At 73.4% G+C, this 23,431-nt stretch carries 11 protein-coding genes; 2 read left to right on the forward strand and 9 right to left on the reverse strand.

Going from position 1 to position 23,431, the window contains the following annotated elements:
• Positions 1 to 69 precede the first annotated feature (69 nt).
• From SNOUR_RS25400 to SNOUR_RS25430, 7 genes are all read right to left on the reverse strand, one after another.
• Positions 70 to 2,313 (reverse strand): SUKH-4 family immunity protein, encoded by a 2,244-nt coding sequence (locus SNOUR_RS25400; protein ID WP_067351295.1) that lies wholly within the window; start codon positions 2,311 to 2,313, stop codon positions 70 to 72.
• Positions 2,310 to 8,201, reverse strand: coding sequence for a toxin glutamine deamidase domain-containing protein (locus tag SNOUR_RS25405; protein WP_067351297.1), 5,892 nt, complete (start codon positions 8,199 to 8,201; stop codon positions 2,310 to 2,312). The genes SNOUR_RS25400 and SNOUR_RS25405 overlap by 4 nt, the downstream gene beginning before the upstream one ends.
• 203 nt (positions 8,202 to 8,404) lie before the next feature.
• Complete coding sequence (locus SNOUR_RS25410) at positions 8,405 to 8,788, reverse strand: WXG100 family type VII secretion target (RefSeq protein ID WP_067351300.1); 384 nt, start codon at positions 8,786 to 8,788, stop codon at positions 8,405 to 8,407.
• 216 nt (positions 8,789 to 9,004) lie between these two features.
• On the reverse strand, positions 9,005 to 9,457 hold the full coding sequence (locus SNOUR_RS48480) for an SUKH-4 family immunity protein (RefSeq protein WP_312633641.1): 453 nt from the start codon (positions 9,455 to 9,457) through the stop codon (positions 9,005 to 9,007).
• Between the two features lie 205 nt (positions 9,458 to 9,662).
• The gene (locus tag SNOUR_RS25420; protein WP_067351303.1) at positions 9,663 to 10,319 is read right to left on the reverse strand and encodes a TetR/AcrR family transcriptional regulator; all 657 of its coding nucleotides are present in this window, start codon (positions 10,317 to 10,319) and stop codon (positions 9,663 to 9,665) included.
• The gene (locus SNOUR_RS25425; RefSeq protein WP_067351306.1) at positions 10,316 to 12,643 is read right to left on the reverse strand and encodes a YhgE/Pip domain-containing protein; all 2,328 of its coding nucleotides are present in this window, start codon (positions 12,641 to 12,643) and stop codon (positions 10,316 to 10,318) included. Before SNOUR_RS25425 ends, SNOUR_RS25420 begins: the two co-directional genes overlap by 4 nt.
• Positions 12,615 to 13,373 carry an ATP-binding cassette domain-containing protein gene (locus tag SNOUR_RS25430; protein ID WP_067351309.1) on the reverse strand — a complete coding sequence of 253 codons (759 nt, stop codon included), beginning with the start codon at positions 13,371 to 13,373 and terminating at the stop codon, positions 12,615 to 12,617. The genes SNOUR_RS25425 and SNOUR_RS25430 overlap by 29 nt, the downstream gene beginning before the upstream one ends.
• A 236-nt stretch (positions 13,374 to 13,609) precedes the next feature.
• Between SNOUR_RS25430 and SNOUR_RS25435 the strand changes: the two genes are divergently transcribed.
• Both SNOUR_RS25435 and SNOUR_RS25440 read left to right on the forward strand, forming a co-directional pair.
• On the forward strand, positions 13,610 to 16,468 hold the full coding sequence (locus SNOUR_RS25435) for a discoidin domain-containing protein (protein WP_067351313.1): 2,859 nt from the start codon (positions 13,610 to 13,612) through the stop codon (positions 16,466 to 16,468).
• A gap of 120 nt (positions 16,469 to 16,588) precedes the next feature.
• On the forward strand, positions 16,589 to 20,746 hold the full coding sequence (locus SNOUR_RS25440) for an ABC transporter ATP-binding protein (RefSeq protein ID WP_312633644.1): 4,158 nt from the start codon (positions 16,589 to 16,591) through the stop codon (positions 20,744 to 20,746).
• A 33-nt stretch (positions 20,747 to 20,779) separates the two neighbouring features.
• Here the strand turns inward: SNOUR_RS25440 and SNOUR_RS25445 are convergent, their stop codons facing one another.
• Positions 20,780 to 21,337 carry a CGNR zinc finger domain-containing protein gene (locus SNOUR_RS25445; protein ID WP_067351319.1) on the reverse strand — a complete coding sequence of 186 codons (558 nt, stop codon included), beginning with the start codon at positions 21,335 to 21,337 and terminating at the stop codon, positions 20,780 to 20,782.
• Positions 21,338 to 21,594: 257 nt separating this feature from the next.
• Positions 21,595 to 23,229: an ABC-F family ATP-binding cassette domain-containing protein gene (locus tag SNOUR_RS25450; RefSeq protein ID WP_067351322.1), complete on the reverse strand. Its 1,635-nt coding sequence runs from the start codon at positions 23,227 to 23,229 to the stop codon at positions 21,595 to 21,597.
• Positions 23,230 to 23,431: the final 202 nt, after the last annotated feature.

Genomic DNA, 23,431 nt, shown 5'->3' on the forward strand with positions numbered 1-23,431 from the left:
ACGGCGGACGGCACAAAACCGCCGGCGGGGCCTCTCCGGTCCCGCCGGCGGTTCCGTCTCCCGGGGCGCTCACTCCTCGTGGAGCGGGTACTGCCAGGCGCCCGCGTCGGAGCACTCCCAGTCGACGGCGAACAGGGCGTCGTCGATGTGCTGGCGCATCAGATGGGCCTCGTCGCGGTTCTGGATCTCCGTCAGGATGCGGCGTCCGGTGACGAACAGCCCCGCCATCGTCAGGAAGTTCTCCAGGTCGGTGGCGACCCGCACGCCGTTCTCCGCGGTGGGGTCGTCGTACTCGACGGGGCGGCGCAGGACGTGCCCGGTCGGGCCGTCGAGGACGACATAACCGCCCATCCACCTGCCGAGGCGGTGGAACGGGCCTTCCTCGTCGGGTTGTTCGGGGAGGTCCTCCGGCCACGGGACCTCCTGGAGGTGGTCCTCGTGGGACGGCTGGAGGGCGAGGCCCTGGTCGTCGAACCCGGGGAGGCCGGTGCCGGTCAGGACGCGGCGGGCGGTGGCGTCGGTGAGGTCCTCGGGGAGGTCCTCGGCGGCCGTGGTGACGTACGCCCCGGTGCCGTAGATGTCGGCGAGGTCCCGCGGCGCGGGGGCCGGGGCGTCGGCCGGTGCGGCCGGGCCGGCGGCGGTGAGGTTGCCGAGGAGCAGTTGGACGTCCGGCTGCTGGAGGGCGTCGACGCCCACTCCCGGCCGCGGCTGGACGGCGAGGAGCCCGCCCGCGCCGGACAGCACGAGCGGCGCCGGGGCATCGGGGGAGAGCGCGAACCCGGTGTCCAGATACGTGTGGAGAAGCTCTTCGAGTGCGCCCCGCCAGCCGTCCGCGGTGTCGGCTGCGGCGCGCAGCTCGCGGACCGAGGCCGGCCCGGGGGCGGGATGGCTGCCGGCGGCCCAGGTGAGGGCGGACCGGGCCTCGGCGGGGAAGTCGCCGTCCGCGGCCCAGGGCCCGGCGAGGAGCCCACCGGACGCCAGATCCCACACGTGGACGGCCTCCCCGACGGAGAGGACGGCCGGAGCGCCCTGCCAGCGTACGGAGAACTGGGTGTCGAGCACGCCGGGGCGCAGGTACGTGTGGTGGAAGCCGCCCGGGGGACGCCAGTGGGTCCACAGGGTCCGCCACGGGAGCCGGACGCCCGAGCGGGCGATGCCGTCCGCCAGCGCGGTGTCGTTGCGGGCGGTGGCCATCAGGTGCAGCCAGGCCGCCCATGCGGGCTGGGGCGGTCGGGACAGGCCGTACATGCGGAGGTGGACGGCGTCGGCGGCGGCGTTGCCGCCGGGGAGCGAGCCGTCGTGGGCGCAGTGCGCGGCGTCGACGAGGACATCCGGCGGGACCTGGGCCACGACCGTCCCGTCGCCGACCAACTCGTCGAAGAGGCCCGCCTGCACGGCGTGCATGGCGATGCCGTCGGCGGCGTAGCGGCCGAGGGGCCCGGAGGCGGCCCAGCCGTCGGGGTGGCGGAAGTCGGCCGCCCGCTCCCGCAGCCAGGCGACCAGGTGGCGGCCGACGGCGGCCGGCAGCTCGGGGCCGTGCGCCCGGCGGATCGCCTCGGCGGTGCTCTCGTCGTGGAAACCGACGTGGCCGTCGACGCAGCGGAGGTGGTCGGGGAACTGCGCGGCCAGGGCGAGGAGTTCCGCCTCGGTCCCGGGGGCAGCTGCCGCTCCGGTGCCCGCGTCCGGCGCGGCGAGGCCGGCGGCGGTGGCCGCGCTGATCAGCTCCCGCCATACGGCCGGCGGGACCCGGCGCGGCTCGGAGAAGGCGAGCGCCTGGACGGGCAGGGGGAGCGCGGTCGGCGACGCCGGCGGTGCCTCCGCGGCCGGGGCGGCGAGGCGCAGCGTGATCCGCCCCTTGCGCACCTTGTGCTCCGGGGGCACGGCGAGGACCACGCCGATGCCGGTGGTCAGGCGCAGCTGCTCGGCCAGGCGCTGCACCACCAGACCGGGCTGGGCGGAACGGCGGGTGGGGCCGGCGGAGAGGGCGCGGTCGATCAGCACCAGGTGGTCCCGGCCGAGCCTCCTGATCTCCTGCCCCCAGGCGAAGGAGTAGCGGCACTTCTCCAACACGCCCAGTTCGGCGAGCAGTTCGCGGAGCAGTCCCTCCGCCGACTTCCCGGCCGCGTCGAGCAGCACGCTGCCGGGAACCCGCCGGTGCACCTCCCGCACCACCGCCCCGGCGGCGGCCCGGTCCCGGTCCACGACGAGGTCGGCCCGGCTCGCGTCACCGCGGTGGTTCTCCCACCAGTCCAGGACGCGGGCGGTGGCCTGGTCGGCGGTGTGCAGGGGCTGGTCGGCGGTCGGTTCTGTCACGGGGAGCTCTCTTGCGGGGGAACGATGTGCGTCATTGACTTTGCCCAGATCTGGCCCACGACTCTGAGGTGGGCGTCCATCTCGGCCGTCATGCTCTGCTCGGCCGGCGACTCCACCTTCTTCACCGCGTTATTGATCTTCTGGCTGATCGACTTGAGCTTTTCACGGCGTTCGTCCTGGTCCTGGATCTGATTCGCCTTCTCGATCTGGGAAGCGTACTTCTGACGCTGTTTCTCGCGCTCCGCCGCGCGCGATTCCAGGCCCTCCGGGTCGGTGCGGTACGTCGTGCTGTAGTACACCGGCTTTCCGTGCATCGACGTATGGGAATCGAGCAGCCTCGAACAATGCGCGTGCCCCTGTCCCTTGCCGCAGGGCTCTCGTTCCGTGTAGAGGCTCGCGACGTGGTACTTCTCGCCCTCGGGCCGCAGCGAATTCTGCCGCTCCACCCAGTCCAGCAGGTGTTTCTCCGAGTGCCGGGGGGTCACGCCGCTGCGGTCGGCGGGCACCGAGGAGTCGACGATATAGGTGGTGTTGCCCTTGTGATCGGTGACCTCGACCACCGCGTAGTTCTTTCCGGAGAAATCGGGCTTGTGCCGGCCGAGGGAATCGACGATGCCGTGCACCTCGGCCACCGTCGGTTTCTTGGCCTTGCCGGTGAGCCGCTCGTGCAGGGTCGCCAGGTCGCTCGGCGCGTCCCCCTCGTTGCGGTACTTGATCGGGAAATTGGGCTTGGCGCTCTCGCGTGACTCCGCGCTCACCGGCCGGTCGGAGGACTTGGCCGGGTCCGGGGTGCCGTCCGCGCGGTCGCCCGCGTTGGCGTACGGCTGGGAGTCGTGGTTCGGGTTGTGGCCGACGCCCTGGCTCTCGTGGTAGTCGCTGCTCACACGGGCGAGCGTGGCGACGACCGCCATGCGCTCGCCGTCGTTCATCCGCCGGAAGTCCTCGCCGAGGTGGTGCTCCAGCTCCTGGTGCGTGAACGCGGTCGGCGGGGGCTGCTCGCCGTCCTTGAGCGCGGCCCGCTCCGCCGCCAGACGCTGGTGCGACTCCTCCAGGAGGTGGGACAGCCGTCCGTCCTCCGCCCAGTCGCGCATCCGGTCGTGGACGTGGTCCAGCTCGATGCGGTGGACGGGCGCGTGCTCGCGCAGCGACTGCTGCTCGGAGTCCGGTTCGAGGTCCAGGTGCTTGTGGTGCGGGTCCTCCGCGTCCGGCAGCGGACGCCGGTCGTGGTCGGCGTCGTGGTCGGCGTCCGCCATGTGCACGTCGTGATCGCCGTGATGTGCGTCGTGCTGGTCGTGCGGGTGGTGCGGCTCGTCCAGGTCCATCGGCTCCGGCGCGTGCGGGTGGCCCGACGGGTCCGGCGGCGGGAGCATGCCGGGGTTGCGCGGCGGGGCCGCGGCGTGCGGATGCTCCGGGCCGGCGTGTGCCGGTGCCGGGTGCTCGGGGCCGTGGTCCTGGGGGTGGTGGTCCGCCGCGTGGTGATCCGGGGAGTGCTGCTCCGGGGTGTGGTCCGCCGTGTGGTCCGGAGTGCGGTGGTCCGCTGTGGGGTGGTCCGCTGTGTGGTGGTCCGCTGTGGGGTTCGGGGTGTGCTCGGGCGTCGTTCCGGGTGCGTCGTGGCGCGGGTGCTCGGCGTTCGGGGCGTGCCCGTCGCCGGGGGCGTGGTGGGTCTCCGGTGCGCCCGCGGGGTGGCGCCCGCCGCCGTACTGCTGGCCGTACTGGGGCTGCTGGTGGGGCTGTTGGGGGTGCTGCTGTTGCGGCACGTGGGGTTGCGGCTGCTGGTGCGGCGCCGGCGCGTGCTGCTGCGGGTACGGCTGGTGCTGTTGGTGCGGCTGCTGCTGATACGGGTGCTGGGGCTGGCCCTGGTGCGGTTGTTGGTACGGGTTGTGGGGCTGCGGCCCCTGGTGCTGCTGGTAGGGGTTCTGCTGCTGGTGCTGCTGGTACGGGTTTTGGGGGTGCTGCGGCTGGGCCTGTTGATAGGGGTTGTGCTGCTGTTGCTGGTGCTGGCCGTACTGGTGCTGGCCGTACTGGGGCTGCTGCTGGTGGTGAGGGGTCTGCGGGTTCTGGGTGTACGGGTTGTGCGGCTGCGGCTGCGGCTGCGGCTGCGGCTGCGGCTGGTGCTGTTGCGGGTGCTGGCTCTGGTGCGGTTGCTGCTGGGGCTGGTTCTGGTGTTGTTGCTGGGGGTGGGCCTGGCCCTGGCCCTGGTTGTGCTGGGCGGCGGTGGGGTCGAAGGGCTTGCGGTCGCCGTCGAGGGTGAGGTGCCAGACGCCGGCGGCATGGGTGTGGATGGGCTGGTGGCTGATCTGGCCCGTCTGGCTGTCCACCCAGACGACCTTGCCGTTGTGGTTGACCGCGTTGAAGACGTGGGCGCCGCCGCCCGAGCCGTCCGGGTTCTTCGGCCATGTCACCAGGACGGCCGAGGCCGCGCCGTGGCCCGCCTGCTGAAGCTCGTGGGCGATGTTGTGGTAGCTGTCGTGGGCGTTCTGGCCCGAGTTGCGGAAGTTGGTGCCCGCCCAGTTCTGGATGTTGTGGGTGCCGTCCCGTTCACCGCTGGCGCGGTCCAGGTTGCCGTGCGCGTCGGTGTCGTACGTACGGGGCGCGGAGACCTGCGGGTTGCCGTACCAGGACTCCATGAAGGAGCGGGTGCAGTCGGCACAGTTGTTGGAGCGGCCGGGCACGGTCGGGCCGCCGTCGTTCTGGTACTTGGCCCATGGCTGGAACGGGTCGGCGTGGACCTGCGGGGTGCCGTCCGGGTTCCGCGGGAAGTGGTGTTCCAGCGCCTGCTGGTCGTGCGGGAACGGTGAATACAGGCCGCCCGGGTGGTGGTTCAGGCCGGCCCGGACGTCGTGGATGCTCGGCTGCTGGTGAGGTGCGGCCGGGTCCTGGTGGTGCTGTTGCGGGTGCTGGGGCTGCTGGTGGTGGTCCTGCGGCTGCTGCTGGTTGTGCTGCTGCTGTTGGTTCTGGTGGGGGTGTTGCTGCGGGGCCTGGTGCTGGGGCTGCTGGTGGTGCTGTGGCTGGTGTTGTTGTTGCGGGTGGTGCTGCTGATTCTGCTGCTGTGGGTGGTGGCTCTGGGGTGTGGGCTGGTGGGGCTGGTGCTGTGGTGCAGGCTGGTGCTGCTGAGGGTGCGGCTGCTGTTGGGGATGCGGCTGCTGGTGAGGGGCGGCCTGCTGCTGGTGGGGCTGTTGTGGGTGCTGGGGGTTGGGGTTCTGCGGGTGCCCAGGGTTCTGCTGGCGCTCGGGAGAGTGGGAGTCCGGGCGGTGGGTGTCCGGGCGCGGAGCGTCCGCATGGGGCTGGTTGGCGTCCGGGCGTGGGTGAGCGGCGTCGGGGTGCGGCTGGTTGGCGTCCGGGTGTGGGTGGGTGGGGTCGGTCGGCCGCTGGTTCGGGCCGTGGCCGGCCTCCGGCCGCTGGGTCGGGCCGTGGCCGGCCTCCGGCCGCTGGTCCTGCGGGCGGTGGGTGTCGGTGGGCCGCTGGTTGTCCGGGTGGTTGTCGCTCGGGTGCCGGGCGTCCGGATGGTCGGTGCTGGGGCGGGGGCCGTCCAGCCGCGGGTTGTACGGCGGGCGGTCCGGGGCGCGGTGTTGGGTGGCGTCGTGGACGGCCTGGGTGCCGTCCGGGCGGCGGTTGGGGCCGGGCGCGGTGGCGTTGGGGCGGGGGCCGTCCAGTCGCGGGTTGTAGGCCGGGCGGTCCGGGGTGCGCTGCTGGGTGACGTCGCGGATCGCCTGGGACCCGTCCGGGCGACGGTTGCTCGGCGCGCCGCCGCCACCGTCGGCGGTCGGGCGGGAGGGGGCGGCACTGGGGGTGCCCGAACCGGCCGCGGGCGCGCCGCCGCCGTGGGAGGGCATGGCGGTGGGCATGCCCATCGCCGGGCCGGCGCCCTGCGGTGTGCCCTGCGGTGTGCCCTGGGATCCCTGTGGTGAAGTCGCCCCGGAGTGCGGGGAGTTGGGGGAGGCGGTGCTGTTGGTTCCGGAGTCCGCGGCGTTGTGCTGGGTGGGCGGTGGCGCGGTCATGGTGTCGGCGGACTGGGTGCGCATGGTCGGGTCGTGGTCGTCGCCGACGCGCGGCATGGGGTCGCCCGGTGCCGGATCGCGGTGCTGGACGGACGGCTGGCCCGCGGAGTGCTGAACGGGTGCGCCCTGGGCGGCGGGCGCGTTCGCGTGCGGCATGGCGGGGCGGCCGCTCATGCCCGAGCCGCCCGACGAGCCGGAGGAACCGGACGGGTCGCCGTGGCCGTTGCTGCTGCCGGAGTCACCGTCGTGTGACGGGGACGGCGCGGGGGAGGGGGACGGCTGCGGGCCGCCGGAGCCCTGGTCGCCGTGTGGAGTCCCGTCGTGGCTCGGGGAGTTGGACGGACCCGGGGCGTGGTGCTCGGGTGCCGGCTGGGCACCGGCCGCGTCCGGGGTGTGGTCGGGCGTCGGGTGGGTGCTGACGGAGTCCGGCCGGGCGGTGTCCGGCGTCGGGTGCGTGCTCACCCCGTCCGGGTGCGACGGTGACGCGTCGGGCGTGTGGTCGGCGGTCGGCCGGGTGCTGATCGAGTCCGGACGTGCGGAGTCGGGCGTGTGGTCGGCCGTCGGGTGGGTGCTCACCCCGTCGGGGCGGTGGGAGCTCGGGGTGTGGCCGGAGTCCGGGGTGGTGCCCGAATCGGGGGTGTGGGACGCCCCGTTCGAGTCGTGGCCGCCCTGGTAGCCCTCGTCGAAGGGGGAGCGGTGCGCCGGATCCGGGAGGGGCTGGGCGGTGGGCCTGGGGTGGTCGCCTCCGAGGCCGGAGTCGGAACGGGAGCCGGAGCCGGAATCCGTGGGCGGGCTGGCGTGGTCGGGGGTGGTGGAGGGGCTTTCGCCGGGGCGCGGGGTATGGGACGCGCCACCGGAATCCGAGCCGGCACCCGAACCCGAACCCGAACCGGAGCCGGAACCGGAGCCGTTCTCGCTGCCGTGTTCACCCGGCCTGGAGCCCGAGCCGGAACTGCCGTCCGAGCTGCTGCCGGAGCCCTCGCCCGCGTCGGAGTGACGTCCGGAGCCGGAGCCGCCGTGCTCACCGGACCCCGATTCCGAACCGCTTCCGGAGCCGCCGTGCTCCCCGCTCCCGTGTTCCCCGCCGCTCCCGTGCTCGCCGCCGCTCCCGTGTTCCCCGCTGCCGCCGTGCTCGCCACCGTGGCCGGCCGCGTGGTCCAGCCCGCCGCGGGCGTGGTGTCCGGCCTTGCCGCCCAGCGCGTCGCGGAAGTTGGTACCGAAGTTCTCGCCGGTGTTCTTGAGGGAGTTGGTGGCCGTCTCGGCGCCGGTCTTGAGGCTGCGGTTGACGTCGAAGCCGTTCTGGGCGCCGAACGACATGTTGACGCCCTGGGCGATGGCGTCGGAGATCATCGCCTGCAGCGCGTCCATGGCTGGCTGCTTGACGGTGTTCATGATCGCTTCGACCAGGGCGTCCCGCGCCTCCTTGAGGATGCGGCGGACGATGAGGCGGGTGGCCTGGGTCGCGCCCGCGGCCCCGATTTCGGACAGGCCGAGCGTGAAAGGCGCGGCCGCCTGGGCCGCGATGATCTCTGCCGCGAGGATCGCCAACTGGGCGATCACCGCGACTTTCATCCCGATGATCACCCCCGATCCGGCGTCCATGGCGAAGGCGATCAGTTCGGCGGCCTCGCGGGCGTCGTTGAGGTAGCCGTGGCCGCCGTCGGAGAACTTCTCCCAGGTCTTGCCGAAGCCGTCGATGCCGTCGCCGGTGTTCGCCGACAGGACGTTGCCGGCCGCGGTGACGCCCTCGGACTGGAGCTGTTCCACCGCGTTCGCGAACGCCCGCCACTGGTCGGCGGACTCGATCATCTTGTCCTCGTCGCCCGTCGGCCAGTCATACCCGAGCATCTGGAGGACCCACTCCAGCCAGTCCGGCAGCATGAGCGACATTGGGAATCCCCCGTAGGACGACTAGGCGACTAGGCGGCGAGGCGGCGAGGCAACAAGCGAACAGGGCAGCAGGGCAGCCGGGCCGCGAGCGGGAAGCGGAAGACAGGGCGCTGGACGTGGACGCGTGGGACGTGGACGCGCGGGGTGCGGACGGGACCGCGGGCCGGGCGGACGGCGCCCGAGCCGCGGGCCGGGTGCGCGGACTAGACGTTGGGTCCCTTGAAGTTGCTGATCATCTGGCTCTCGGCCTCGGCGTTGGCCACGTGCTGCTGCATCAAGGAGTTGGTGAAGTCCTCGTTGCCGTCGTGGTTGTCGGCCATGGTGTTGAGCGCGCCGCCGATCTCCTGGAGCTTGGCGGCGAGATGACCCATCGACTCGTACATGCCGTCGCGCAGGCCCTCGTAGACGACGCCGAACTTGGAGCCGATGTCGTCGTCGCCCCAGGGCGGGGTGCCGGTCCCCTCCAGGCCGGTCAGGCCGTTCTTGAGGCTGTCGACCGCGGACTGGTAGCGCTCGCCGATGTCGGTGAAGCTGCTGCCACCCGTCTTGAGTGACGGGATGTCCGCCTGCAATCCATCGCCGGCCATGGCCTCTTCCCCCCGATCAACGCTCGTCACATGATGTGCGACCTCACGCGAATTCTAGTCGCGTGGGTCGGTTCTTCATCAAGATGCCTACTGTCACAAGGTTGTCATGGTGAGGACCGTGGTCGGCCCCCGGCGCCCGGCCCCCGGCGCCCGGCCCGCGGCGACGGGCGAGGGGGCGAGGGGCGGCATCCCGGCGATCCCGGTGATCCCGGTGCGTCAGGCCGTTCCGGGGCGGTACCACTGCCGGTAGACCGCGATGGCGGACTCCGGGGGGAAGTTGGGGACCGTGGTCACGTCGCCGTTGCTCTTGGTGATCACGATGTTGGTGCCGCCCGGGCTGACCGGCGGTGCGGTGGGGTCCTCGGGAGCGGGCCAGCCGGCGTGGACGAGGTACCCCTCGTCGAACTCGTGGACCAGGAGCGAGACCGGGCCGCCCGGGGAGCCGACCGGCGGGAAGTAGGCGCGGCCGATCTCCAGGGCGTGGTCGGCGGAGGTCGGGACCACCTTGGGCGGGGCCTCGGCGCCGGGTTGCCGGCCGGGGACGGTGCTCGGCGGGTACGGCGGCGGCAGCGGCGGTTGGCCGCCCGCGGCACTGTGCGGGGCACCCGTGGTGCCGCCCGGGTCGGCGCCCGCGTTCCCGTTCGGGGTGCCGGTTGCGGAGTCCGTCATGGAGGTCCCTTCCGTGTCGCGTCGCCGGGCCGTGCCCGCCGTTCTGGCGTGTCGTCATAGCCGCGGCACGGCCGGGCCGGGGCCGCGCGTTCCGGTCGACTTCACCGACGTCGGGGAAGCGTAGTGGGTTCGCCTGTGGAGAGGGCAGGGGGACCCGGGGGAAAAAGCGCGGCCCCCGGGCACCTGGCGGACCGACCCCGTCAGGTCACGTCGCGACCCGTCCCTGCACCAGCTGGGACAGCGCGGCGTGCACCTCCTCGACGGACCGCTGCGGCTGGAACGACTGCCAGTCCAGCGCGGCGACCAGCACCATCCCCAGCAGCGCCGAGGCGGTGAGCGGGACGTCGAGTTCGTCGCTGAGCTCCCCGGTGCGCACGGCGTCGTGCAGCACCGACTCGACGACCGCCAGGGCGCGGCCCCGTACGGAGGTGAGGGTGGCGCGCCAGCTGCGGTTGGTGCGCCAGAGCTCGGCGACGTAGAGCTGGGTGAGGGCGGGGGAGCCGGCGATGAAGTCCAGGCCGGCGCGGATCATCGCGTCGAGCGCGTCGACCCGGGTGCCGCCGCGGGCGACGGTGTCGTCGGCGGCGGTGCGCAGGGAGTCGGCGAGCAGGTCGACGCCGTCCCGCAGGAGCTCCTCGTAGAGGACGTTCTTGCTGCTGAAGTTGTAGTAGACGGTGCCCTTGGCGACGCCGGCGCGGTCCGCGATCTCCTCGACCGTGGTGGCGGAGAAGCCCTGTTCGGCGATGAGCGTGACGGCGGCGTCGAAGAGCCGGCGGCGGGTGGAGGTGCGGCGGGGGGTGGAGGTACGGCGGGGGGCGGCGCCGGAGATGGCGCCGCCCCCCTTGCCGGAGCGGGTGCTCACAGGCTGAGCTCCGGGTGCAGGTCCTTCATCCGCACGACCTGGCGGCTGCGGGCCGCGAGGGCGGTGAGGGCCAGCGCGCCCAGCGTGAACGCGGCGAGCACGATGCTGCCCTGCCAGACGACGTCCAGGTCACCGCCGGTGATCAGCCGGCGCAGGCCGTCGACGACGTAGCTCATCGGCAGGAACGGGTGGATCCAGGAGAAGAAGCCCGGACTGGTCTGCACCGGGTAGGTGCCGCCCGCCGACGTCAGCTGGAGCATCAGGACGACCAGCGTCAACACCCGGCCGGCCGGCCCGAAGAAGGCGCTCAGCAGCTGGATGAGGGCGGTGAAGCAGGCGGTGCCCAGCATCAGGAAGCCGATGGTGGCACCCGCGCGCTCCATCTCCAGGCCCAGTGCCCAGTGCAGCACGGCCATCAGGGCCAGCACCTGGACGACGCCGATGGCGAAGGCCGGCAGCCAGGAGCCGAGCGCGATCCGCCAGCCGGGCGCACCCGCGGCCAGCGCCCGCTTGCCGAGCGGCGCCAGCAGCATGAACGCGACCATCGCGCCGACCCAGAGGGAGAGCGGGATGAAGTACGGGGCGAGTCCGGTGCCGTAGTTGGGCGCCTTGTGCATCGACTTGGCGGCCAGCTTGACCGGGTCGGCCATCACGTCCGTACGGGTGTCGCGGTCCTTCTTGTCGTAGTCGGGGATCTTGGCGACGCCGTTGTGCAGCCCGGTGGCCAGCTGGTTGGCGCCGTCCTTGAGCTTGTACAGGCCGCCGCTGAGCTTCTCGGCACCGTCGTGGGCGGTACCGAGGCCGTTGTGCAGCTGGCCGGCACCGTCGGCGAGCTGACCGGCGCCGTCGGCGAGGTCGCCGGCGCCCTTGTGGAGCTGGCCGGCACCGTTGGCGAGGTCGCCGGCGCCGTTGTGGAGCTTGCCGGCGCCGTCGGCGAGCTGGCCGGCACCGTTGGCGAGGGTGCCGAGACCGCCGGCGAACTGACCGGCGCCCTGGGCGACCTTGTGGGCGCCGTCGTTGAGCTGGTTGAGCTTGGCGAGCTGGCCGTCCGCGTTCTTCACGATGTCCGGCACCTGGTCGGCGACCATCTGGGCGCCCTGCTGGACCTCGCGCAGCTTGGCGCGCAGCTGGCCGAAGTCCGCGTGGGCGATGGCGTTGTCGACCTTCTCCGCCAGGTCGGCCCCGGCGACGGCGCCGGTCGCGACCCCCTTCAGTCGCGCGCAGTCGGCGTCGGTGTTCCCACCGGTGCACCGCGCCTCGTACAGCGCCTGGGCGTCGTCGGCGTTCTTGCGCGTCTGGGTGGCGGCCTTGGACGAGTTCGCCGGGAGCTTGGACAGCAGGTCGTCCACGTCCTCGGTCACCTTGACGACGAACCGCGCGCCGTCGGCGATCTCCTGGCCGTGCTGCTTGAGGTAGGGCAGGTCCTTCTTGGCGAGGCCGCCGATCTGGTCGACGAGCTGCTGGGTGCCGTCCGCGACCTGGCTCGCGCCCTGGCTGAGCTCCTTGGCCTTTGCGGCGGCCTGAGAGGCGCCGTTGCTGAGGTCGCCGGCGCCCTTGTCGAGCTTGCCGGCGCCGTTGCTGAGGTCGCCGGCGCCCTTGTCGAGCTTGCCGGCGCCGTTGCTGAGGTCGCCGGCGCCCTTGTCGAGCTTGCCCGCGCCGTTGCTGAGGTCCCCGGCGCCCTTGTTCAACTTGCCGAGCCCGTCGGCCAGTTCGCCGGTCTTCTCGCGGGCGGTGCCCAGGCCGTCGTCGACCTTGCCGGCGCCGTCGGCCGCCTTGGCGGTCTCGTCGTGCAGGTCGGAGAAGGACACGAAGATCTTGTCGAGGAAGGCCCGGGTGGACTTCGACGAGGTCTTGGCGCGGATCTCGGAGAAGACGGTCTTGGAGATCGAGCCGACGATGTAGTTGTTGGCGTCGTTGGTGCGGACCTGGAGGGCACCGGTCTGCGGGTCGTCACCGCCGCTGGAGGCGATCCGCTCGCTGAAGTCCTTGGGGACGGTCAGCGAGAGGTAGTAGTCGCCCTTCTCCAGACCCTTGGCGGCGTCGGTGGCGCTGACCTCCTCCCAGTCGAAGGTCTTGCTGTCCTTGACGTTGCGGGCCAGGTCGGCGCCGGCGGTCAGCTTCTTGCCGTCGGAGGTGGCGCCCTGGTCCTCGTTGACGAGGGCGACCGGGATCTTGTCCAGGCGGCTGTACGGGTCCCAGAAGGAGCAGAGGTAGAGCGCTCCGTACAGCAGCGGGATCAGCATCAGGGCGACGAGGCCCAGCCGGGGGAGCTTCCCCCGGCCGAAGCGCCTGAGCTCAAGCGCGGCCAGTCTTGGCGAACGCATGCGCCGCTTCCTCCTCGTGGGTTTCGGGCTGGCGGGTGTGGGGGGTGGTGGCGGGCGCGGCGGTGGAGACGATCAGCGCGTCCGCCGGGGCGTCGGAGGCGACCGCGGCCACGGTGGTGCCGGTCAGCGCCACGTCCCGCAGCATCTGCCAGGCCGCGGCCCGCTCGTCGGTCGACAGTTTGAGGTCGAGGTCGTCGACGGCCAGCAGGAGCGGCTGGTGCATCACCGCGAGCGCCACCGACAGTCGCAGCGCCTCCAGCCGCTCCAGGTCGCGGACGCAGGTCCGCAGCCCCTTGGGCAGGGTGTCCGGGTCGAGTCCGGCGGTCGCCAGCGCGGCGTCGACCCGGGCCCGGGTGGCCTCCTTGCGGCGGCGGCCCCACAGCGGGGTGCCGTGGCCCAACAGGGCCTGCTCCTGGAGGTGCTCGGCGACGGTGAGGGCCGGTTCGAGGTCGGCGATGCCGGGCACGTGCGCGATCGCGGTGCGACCGCGGATCGTTCCCATCCGCTTGGGCAGCGGGAGGCCGGCGACCGTGGCGTGGCCCTCGGTGATCCGCATCCGTCCGGTGAGCGCGAGCAGCAGGCAGGTGCGGCCGGAGCCCGACGGGCCCTCCACCGCGATCAGCGACCCCGGGTCCGCGGCGATCTCGACGCCTCTGAAGGCCCACCCACGTGGGCCCTTCACTCCGATTCCCCGGGCGTTGACGGCCGCCCCCTGGCGGGTGGTCTCCACAAGCCCTCCTTTTGATCTGACTGGTCAGTCTAAAAGTGTGCCGTACGCGTGCCCGTCTTGACCAATCGGGGCTCCGGGAGGGCCGGAAAGCGATGGTCGCGGCCGGAAATCGATGGATCGTGCATTTAACGGTGACGCGGGGATCTTCGGCCCGTAGCGTGCGCAGACGTTGGACAGAGCCGAGGCTGGGTCCGTGCCTGGGAGCGCGGTACCGGCCGCGCGGGGACGGAGCAACCATGGATCAGACGGAGCGGACGCCGCAGCGGGCCGCGCGACACGACGGCGCGGAACGCCACGAGCCACCCAGCGCCCCTCCCGACGGCCCTCCCGACGGCCCGCGCGGCGCCCGCCGCCCGCGCGGGCCGCTCGCCGCCCTGCTCGCCGGCACGCTGATAGCGGCCCTGGCCCCGGCCACCGCGACCGCCGCGGACGCCCGGCCCGCTCCGGACGCCGCCCCGCAGCCCTCCTGCACCGCCGACGGCTGGGCCCCCACCGCCACCGCCATCGACCCCCAGGACAGCCACCACGCCTACGTCGGCAACGGCTACCTCGGCCAGCGGGTCCCGCCCAACGGCATGGGCTACGCAGCCCCCGGCGGCACCACCGGCTGGCCCCTGAAGACCCCCGAGTACGACGGCTCCTTCGTCTCCGGCCTCTACGCCAAGGGCCCGGCCGACCTCCAGGGCCGCCAGGCGATAGCCGCCCTCCCCACCTGGACCACCCTCGACGTCACCGCCGGTGGCCCGCACGCCGAGACGTTCTCCTCGGCCACCGCCCCGGGCCGGATCAGCCACTACCGGCAGACCCTCTCGCTGCGCTGCGGCTTCGTCCGCACCTCGCTGACCTGGACCGCCGCCGACGGCCGGGCCACCGACCTGGTCTACGACGTGCTCGCCGACCGGGCCGACGCGCACACCGCCGCGGTCCGCCTGCGGATGACGCCCCACTGGAGCGGCGAGAGCACCGTCACCGACACCCTCGACGGCCGCGGCGCCCGTCGGCTGCGCCCCGACGGCCCGGCCCCCGGTGCCCGCGCCGAGCGACCCGGCACGGTCTCCGTCGGCTTCCGCACCGACGGCACCGGGACCGCGGGCGCCGTCGCCTCCACCCTGCGCGCCGGGCCAGGCGTCCCCGACGTCCGGCCGCGCGCCGGGGCCACCGGCTCCGCCGCCACCGCCGCCGAGTCCCTCAGCGCCCACCAGCGGCTGACCTTCCCGGTCCGCCGCGGCCACTCCTACGAGCTGACCAAGTACGTCGGCGTGGACACCGCGCTCACCTCCCGCGGCCCCCGCGCCGCCGCCGAGACCGCCTCCCGCCGGGCCGCCGACCGCGGCTGGTCCGCGCTGTCCGCCCGGCACCGCGCCGCCTGGCAGCAGCTGTGGCGCAGCGACATCGAGGTGGCCGGGCAGCCCGAGCTCCGGTCCTGGGTCCGCTCCGCGGAGTACGGACTGCTGGCCGCGACCCGCCCCGGCAGCACCAACAGCATCGGCCCCACCGGCCTGACCAGCGACAACTACGCCGGCGAGATCTTCTGGGACGCCGAGACCTGGATGTACCCGGGGCTGCTGGCCACCCACCCCGACCTCGCCCGGTCGATCGTCGACTACCGCTACCGCACCCGGGACGCCGCCCGCGCCAACGCCCGCCGCCTCGGCTACCAGGGGCTCTTCTACTCCTGGACCAGCGGCGGCAGCGGCGACCTGTGGACCGAGTGCCACAGCTGGGACCCGCCGCACTGCAAGACCCAGAACCACCTCATGGGCGACATCTCGCTGGCCGCCTGGCAGTACTACCTCGCCACCAAGGACACCGCCTGGCTGAAGTCCCGCGGCTGGCCCGTCCTGTCGGGCATCGCCGACTTCTGGGCCTCCCGCGCCACCCGCAACGCCGACGGCAGCTACTCGATCAAGAACGTGGCCGGCCCGGACGAGTACAGCAACGGCGTCGACGACGCGGTCTTCACCAACGCCGGCGCCGCCACCGCCCTGCGCGACGCCGCCCGCGCCGCCACCCTCCTGGGCGAACCGGTCCCCGCGGCCTGGCGGACCGTCGCCGACAAGCTGCGGATCCCCTACGACGGCAACCGCAAGATCTTCGAGCAGTACGCCGGGTACAAGGGGACGACCATCAAGCAGGCCGACACGGTGCTGCTGATGTACCCCCTGCAGTGGCCGATGACCCGGCAGCAGGCCGCCGCCACCCTCGACTACTACGCGGCCCGCACCGACCCCGACGGCCCGGCCATGACCGACTCGGTGCACGCCATCGACGCCGCCGCCCTGGGCGAACCCGGCTGCGCCACGTACACCTACCTCCAGCGCGCCATCAGGCCGTTCGTCCGCGGGCCGTTCGACGAGTTCTCCGAGGCCCGCGGCGCGAAGGCCGGCGCCGGCGACCCGCACGCCGGCCGCCCCGCCCAGGACTTCCTCACCGGCAAGGGCGGCTTCCTCCAGGTCTTCACGCACGGCCTGACCGGCCTGCGGATGACCGAGGACCGGGTCCGCCTGGACCCGATGCTGCCGCCGCAGCTGTCCGCCGGCGTCACCCTGCGCGGCCTGCACTGGCAGGGCCGCACCTTCGACGTCGCGCTCGGCGCCCACCAGACCACGGTCCGGCTCACCGCCGGCCCCGCCCTGCCGCTCGCCACCCCCGAGGGCGACAAGCTGGTCAGCCGCGGCGTGCCGGCCGTCCTCAAGACCCGCCGCCCCGACCTCGCCGCGACCACCGACGTCGCCCGGTGCGCCACCGCCACCGCCACCTCCGAGGAGCCCGGCCTGTACGCCGGCGCCGCGGTCGACGGCAACGCCACCACCGCCTGGGTCCCCGACGCCGCCGACGGCACCCTCACCGTCGACCTCGGCCGCACCGTCACGGTCGGCCGGATCACCCCGCACTGGACCGCCACCCGCCCGACGTCCTACGCCGTCCAGGTCTCCCGGGACGGCCGGCACTGGACCGGCACCGGCGGCGCGGGCCGCAGCCCCGCCCGCTACGTCCGCGTCGTGGTCCACGGTGACACCCGGCCCGCCCCCGGCGGCAAGCCCGCCCCCCGTCCGGGCCTCAGTGAGCTGGAGGTCACCAGGGCGACGCCCTGACCCTGGCTTGGTCCCGCACCGGGGGCGGCCGATTTCATCCCGCCGATTTGTTACGGCGGGATGAAATCGGCCGCCCCCGGTGTTGGTTCCATGCGGCAGACGACGCATGGGAGGCATCGGGTGGCGGGGACGGACACGGCACGACAGGGTTGGGCCCGGCGACTGACCCGGGACTGCTCGCGGTACCGCAAGGACGTGGTGCTGGCACTCGGCGCCTCGCTCGCCGGGATGGCCGTCCTGGCCCTCGTCCCGCTGATCCCCAAGCTGATCATCGACGACGTGATCGTCCGGCACGAGCGGTCTCTCGCCCCCTGGGCGACCCTCCTGATCGTCGCCGCCGTCGTGGTCTACGCCCTCACCTACCTCCGGCGCTTCTACGGCGGCCGGCTCGCCCTGGACGTCCAGCACGACCTGCGCACCCGCATGTTCGACGCGATAGCCCGACTCGACGGGCGACGGCAGGACGAGCTGAGCACCGGCCAGGTCGTCGGCCGCGCCACCAGCGACCTCCAGCTCATCCAGAGCCTGTTGTTCATGCTCCCGATGATGATCGGGAACGTCCTCCTCTTCGTCATCTCGCTGGCCGTGATGGCGATCCTCTCCCCGCTGCTGACGGTCATCGTGCTGGCCGTCGCCCCGGCCCTGTGGTTCATCGCCCGGCGCAGCCGCACCCGCCTCTTCCCTGCCACCTGGTACGCCCAGGGGCAGGCCGCCGAGGTCGCCTCCGTCGTGGACGGCGCGGTCTCCGGCGTCCGGGTCGTCAAGGGCTTCGGGCAGGAGGAGCAGGAGACCGGCAAGCTCCGCGAGGTCGGCCGCCGGCTGTTCGCCGCCCGGCTGCGCACGGTCCGCCTGAACTCCCGCTACACCCCCGCCCTCCAGGCCGTCCCGTCCCTCGGCCAGGTCGCGATGCTGGCGCTCGGCGGCTGGATGGCCACCCAGGGCCACATCACCCTCGGCACCTTCGTCGCCTTCTCCACCTACCTCGCGCAGCTGGTCGGCCCGGTCCGGATGCTGGCCATGATGCTCACCGTCGGCCAGCAGGCCCGCGCCGGAGTCGAGCGGGTCTACGAGCTCATCGACACCGAGCCGACCATAGAGGAGCACCCGGACGCGCACGCCCTCCCCGCCGACGCCCCAGCGACCGTCGTCTTCGACCGGGTCACCTTCGGCTACGGCCCGCACCACGCCCCGGCCGGCGGCGAGGCGGCCGGCGATGCCGCCCCGGACGAGGGGCCCGCCCGCGGGCCGGTCCGCCCCGTGCTCGACGCGTTCTCGCTGCGCATCGACGCCGGCGAGACGGTCGCCGTGATCGGCACCTCCGGCAGCGGCAAGTCCACCGTCTCGCTGCTGCTGCCCCGCTTCTACGACGTCACCGCCGGCCGCGTCCTGGTCGGCGGCCACGACGTCCGCGACCTCACCCTGGAATCGCTGCGCGCCGCCATCGGCCTGGTCCCCGAGAGCAGCTTCCTGTTCTCCGACTCCATACGGGACAACATCGCCTACGGCCACCCCGAGGCCACCGACGAGCAGATCCGCGCCGCCGCCCGCGCCGCCCAGGCCGACCGCTTCATATCCGAGCTGCCCCAGGGCTACGACACCAAGGTCGGCGAACAGGGCCTGACCCTCTCCGGCGGCCAGCGCCAGCGCGTCGCCCTGGCCCGCGCCATCCTCACCGACCCCCGGCTGCTGGTCCTGGACGACGCCACCTCCGCCGTCGACGTCCGGGTCGAGCACGAGATCCACGAGGCGCTGCGCGGCGTCATGGCCGGCCGCACCACGCTCCTGATCGCGCACCGCGCCTCCACCCTGGCGCTCGCCGACCGGGTCGCCGTCCTCGACGGCGGCCGGCTGGTGGACCTCGGCACCCAGGAGGAGCTGGCCGAGCGCTGCGCCCTCTACCGCCGGCTGCTGACCGACCCGGAGGAACTGGGCGGCGTCCCGCACGACCCGGCGGGCGAACTCGCCGGATGGAATCGCCCCCGCGCGGGGGAGTCCCCCCGCTCGGACGGAGCGGAACGCGGGGGAGGAGCCGAGAGCGCGGGGCACTTCGACGGCGAGTACGCCGCGTCCGGGACCACCGGCCTGCTGACGCCGGGCCCGGTCGGCGACCGGCCGCACCCCGGCGACGCCGTCCCGCACCGCCGCGAAGCCCTGGTCGACGTCGACCAGGACGAGCCCGTCGACCCCACCCTCGCCACCGCCGCCACCGGCGGCATCACCCCCGAGCTGTGGGTCCGCCGCGAGCAGGAGGCCGAGCAGGGCGCGGCCGGCACCGCCGCCCGCGCCGCCACCGCCGCCGGCCCCGGCATCGCCGCCGCGTTGGCCGGCAGCCCGGCCACCCCCGAACTCCTCGCCCAGGTCGCCGCGCTGCCGCCGGCCACCGACACCCCGGACGTCGACGAGGCCGCCGCCGTCCGCGCCGAGCGCTCCTACGGCCTGCGCCGGCTGCTGCACGGCTTCGGCCGGCCGCTCGTCCTGGCCCTGCTGCTGGTCGCCGTGGACGCGGTCGCCTCGCTGCTGCTGCCGGTCCTCATCCGGCAGGGCATCGACGACGGCGTCCGGCGCGGCATCCTGGCCGGCGTCTGGACCGCCGCCGGGCTCGCGCTGGCCGTGGTCGCCGCCCAGTGGGTCGCCCAGATCGGCGCCAACCGCATGACCGGCCGCACCGGCGAACGGGTCCTGTACTCCCTCCGCCTGAAGATCTTCGCCCAGCTCCAGCGCCTCGGCCTGGACTACTACGAGCGCGAGCTGACCGGCAAGATCATGACCCGGATGACCACCGACGTGGACGCGCTGTCCACGTTCCTCCAGACCGGCCTGGTCACCGCCGTCGTCTCGGTGCTCACCTTCTTCGGCATCCTGCTCGCCCTGCTCGCCCTCGACGTCCAGCTGGCCCTGGTCGTCTTCGCCACCCTCCCCCCGCTGGTCCTCGCCACGTACGTCTTCCGCAAGCGCAGCGTCCGGGCGTACGAGCTGGCCCGCGAGCGGATCAGCACCGTCAACGGCGACCTCCAGGAGAGCGTCGCCGGACTGCGGATCGTCCAGGCGTTCCGCCGCGAGGGGCGCGGCGCCGAGCGGTACGCCGCGCACAGCGACGCCTACCGACAGGCCCGGGTGCGCGGCCAGTTCCTGATATCCGTCTACTTCCCGTTCGTCCAGCTGCTGTCGTCGGTGGCGTCCGCCCTGGTCCTGATCGTCGGCGCCGACCGGATCGGCGGGCACACCCTCACCGTCGGCGCGCTGGTCGCCTACCTCCTCTACATCGACCTGTTCTTCGCCCCCGTCCAGCAGCTCTCCCAGGTCTTCGACGGCTACCAGCAGGCCACCGTCTCGCTCGGCCGGATCCGCGAACTCCTCGCCCAGCCCACGTCCACCCCGGCCGCCGAGCAGCCCCGCCCGGTCACCGCGCTGCGCGGCGACCTCGCCTTCGACGACGTGCACTTCCACTACGGCGACCACGACGAGCAGGCCCTGGCCGCCATCGACCTCACCATCCCCGCCGGGCAGACCGTCGCCTTCGTCGGCGAGACCGGCGCCGGCAAGTCCACCCTCGTCAAGCTCGTCGCCCGCTTCTACGACCCGACCTCCGGCGCGGTCCGGATCGACGGCACCGACCTGCGCGAGCTGGACCTGACCGGCTACCGCCGCCGGCTCGGCGTCGTCCCCCAGGAGTCCTACCTCTTCCCCGGCACGGTCCGCGACGCCATCGCCTACGGCCGCCCGGACGCCAGCGACGCCGAGGTGGAGGCCGCCGCGCGGGCCGTCGGCGCGCACGCCATGATCGCCACCCTCGACGGCGGCTACCTCCACGAGGTCGCCGAGCGCGGCCGCAACCTCTCCGCCGGCCAGCGCCAGCTGCTCGCCCTGGCCCGGGCCGAACTCACCGACCCCGACGTGCTGTTGCTCGACGAGGCCACCGCCGCCCTGGACCTGGCCACCGAGGCCGTCGTCAACCAGGCCACCGACCGCCTCGCCGGCCGCCGCGCCGCCCACCCGTCACCCGACCACCACCCCTCATCGAGCGCTCACGCGCGCACTGCCCGTCGCTCCACGGCGGGCTCCGGCGCCCGCACCACCTTGATCGTCGCCCACCGCCTCAGCACGGCCGCCCGCGCCGACCGGGTGGTGGTGCTCGACCGCGGCCGGATCATCGAGGACGGCACACACGCCCAACTCCTCGCCCGCGACGGCCGCTACGCCGAGCTGTGGCGGACCTTCACCGGCGAGATGGGGGCACCCCCGCCGAAGGCAGGGGGCGAGCCGGTCACGGTGTCCTAGGCCCTGCCCGACGGGTCATGGTCGGGTCCGCCGTCACCCCGTGGTGGCGGCGGTCTTCCTGCGGGCGCGGTACGCGGCGGCCTTGATCTTGTTGCCGCAGGACTCCATGCCGCACCACTGGCGCCGGCTGCCGCGCGAGCGGTCGATGTAGACGCGGGTGCACTCGGGGTTGCCGCACTCCTTGAGCAGGGGGACGTCCGGGCCGCTCAGCAGTTCCACCGCGTGCCGGGCGACGGCGGACAGCGCCTCGCGCTGCGTCGCCGCCGTCCAGCGGCCGGAGTGGGTCAACCGGGGCGCCGCGGGGGCCCGGTGGGCCGCGTCGTTGACCACGGCCAGCGCCTCGTCGTCGAAGTCGGTGCCGCGGCGCCGGGCCGTGATCAGCTGGTAGACGGCTTCCCGTACGGTCGTGGCCCGTTCCACGTCGGCCCGCCGGGCGGGCGAGACGGAGTCGACGAGGCCGGACTCCAGGTACCACATGTCCAGGAGGTCCGGCGTCGCGAACATCTCGAACCGTGCCGTGCGGCGGGCCCGGAGCGTGGCCGCGAAGTCCAGCGCCGGGTTGCCGCACACAAAGACATGATCCAGGTTCACGTCACCATCTTGACGGGTGACCCGGGTGCTCGCAAGGAGCGCCGTCGGGGCCGCCGGGCCCGCCCTTAGCGGCACTCAACCGGATCTCGCGGCCCGCCCAGCGCCGCCGCAGCCAGCGGTCGTGGCCGGCCGCCACGCCGGCCCCAGGCCCTAGCAGTTCCGCGCAGGGGGGTGCATGGCGATCCGTCCGTCGTGGTCGTCTCTGGGCCCACCGGGTGCGAAACCTCGGGCGTGGGCGCGGGCGGCACGGCGGCGGCTCAGGCGTGCGGTGCCCCGGTCTCCGTCAACTCGCCGTCGGCGACCCGCAGCCACCGGTCGACGCCGATCCGTTCGAGGAACGGCTCGTCGTGGCTGACCACCACGAACGCGCCGCGGTAGCACGCCAGGGCGCTCTCCAACTGGCCCGCACCGACCAGGTCGAGGTTGTTCGTCGGCTCGTCCAACAGCAGCAGCTGCGGGGCGGGTTCGGCGCACAGCACGCAGACGAGCGTGGCGCGCAGGCGTTCGCCGCCGGAGAGCACGCGCACCGGCAGATGTGCCCGGGGGCCGCGGAACAGGAAGCGCGCGAGCAGGTTCATCCGCTCCGCCTCCGGCCGGTGCGGGGCGGACGCCGCGAAGTTCTCGGCCACGGTGCGGTCCGGGTCGAGCAGGTCCAGCCGCTGCGACAGGACGGCGATCCGTCCGTCGGCGCGCCTGATGTTCCCGCCGTCCGGGACGAGGTCGCCGGAGAGCAGCCGCAACAGGGTCGTCTTGCCCGCGCCGTTGGGGCCGGTGAGCGCGATCCGCTCGGGCCCGCGGATCGTGAGGTCCACGCCGTCCGCCGCGAACAGTTCCCGCCCGCCGCGGCGGATCTGCATCCGCTCGCCCAGGACGACGGTGCGTCCGGCGGGGACGTCGGTGTCGGGCAGCTCCAGGACGAGCCGCTGCTCGTCCCGCAGGGCGCGCCCCGCCTCGTCGAGCCGGGCCTGCGCCTCGTGGACGCGGGTGGCGTGCATCTGGCCCGCCCGGCCGGCGGACTCCTGGGCGCCGCGCTTCATGTTCCCGGCGAAGATGCGCGGCAGGCCGGCGCTCTTGAGGTTGCGGGCGGCGTTGCTCGCGCGGCGGTCGGCCCGCTCACGGGCCTGCTGCAGCTCGCGCTTCTCCCGCTTCAGCTCCTGCTCGGCGTTGCGCACGTTCTTCTCCGCGACCTCCTGCTCGGCCCGTACGGCCTGCTCGTACTGGGTGAAGTCACCGCCGTACAGCCGCAGTTCACCGCGGTCGAGTTCGGCGATGCGCTCCATGCGGTCCAGCAGGGCCCGGTCGTGGCTGACGAGCAGCAGCGTGCCGTTCCACTCCGAGAGCACGTCGTAGAGCTTGTGGCGGGCCTCCAGGTCGAGGTTGTTGGTCGGTTCGTCCAGCAGCAGCACGTCGGGGCGCTTGAGCAGCTGCGCCGCCAGACCGAGGCTGACGATCTGGCCGCCGCTGAGCGTGCCCAGGGTCCGGTCGAGGGCGAGGTGGGCGAGGCCGAGCCGGTCGAGCTGGGCGCGGGTGCGCTCCTCGATGTCCCAGTCGTCGCCGATGGTGGTGAAGTGCTCCTCGCGCACGTCGCCGGACTCGACGGCGTCGATGGCGCGGATCACCGCGTCGACGCCCAGGACCTCGGCCACCGTCGGTTCGCCGGTCAGGGGCAGGGTCTGCGGGAGGTGGCCGATCGTGCCGTGCACGCTCAACGACCCTGCCGCGGGGTGCAGTTCACCGGCGATCAGCTTCAGCAGGGTGCTCTTGCCGGAGCCGTTGGGCGCCACCAGGCCCGTACGGCCGGCGCCCACGGTGAAGGACAGGCCCGCGAAGACCGGGGTGTCGTCGGGCCAGGAGAAGGTCAGCTGGGAGCAGATGACGGAAGCGTCGGACATGGAGATGACCTCATGAGGAAAAGCGGGCAGGGCGCTCCATGGGGCGACCGCGATACGGAGACCGCCGCAATACGGAAATCACCGTGATTCGGAGACCACCGTGATTCGGAGACCACCGTGATGCGGAGACCACCGTGATGCGGAGACCACCGAGATACGGAAATCACCGAGATACGGAAACCGCCGTGCGAAGGGCACTGCG

Source organism: Streptomyces noursei ATCC 11455 (assembly GCF_001704275.1).
GTDB lineage: Bacteria > Actinomycetota > Actinomycetes > Streptomycetales > Streptomycetaceae > Streptomyces > Streptomyces noursei.